1 protein-coding gene is annotated in these 439 nt (G+C 44.6%); it reads left to right on the forward strand.

The features are described from left to right. On the forward strand, positions 1-439 hold a 439-nt coding region (locus HC175_RS18855), incomplete at both ends, for an ABC transporter permease (RefSeq protein ID WP_168139725.1).

Genomic DNA, 439 nt, shown 5'->3' on the forward strand with positions numbered 1-439 from the left:
TATGTCTTATGTTTTGAACGTGCCTCAGGAATCGATCAAATACAATGACAAGACTGCATCTAACGTAGGTATTGGGGCTGTTTCTGCTGAATATTATGATATAGAAGCACTACAGCTGGAGGAGGGAAGGTTTTTTAACATGGCTGAATCTGCAAGTGGAACCCCTGTTGTTGTCCTGGGATATGATGTGTATGAAAATCTTTTCGGGAATGCCGATCCTCTTGGAGAACAGGTACGCCTTTATGGAAGACGATTTACTGTAATTGGTGTTCTTGAAAAGAAAGGTGCCAGCCTTTTTGGAAGCGGCCATGACTCCAATGCTTTTGTGCCGGTGAACGTGGTAAGGAGGATTTATGGTGGCAGTAACCGCAATACTTTCCCACAGGTGGTCGTCAAGCCCGAAGAAGGGATCGATAATGCCGAATACATGGCATATCTC

It is taken from the genome of Salinimicrobium oceani (assembly GCF_012037645.1).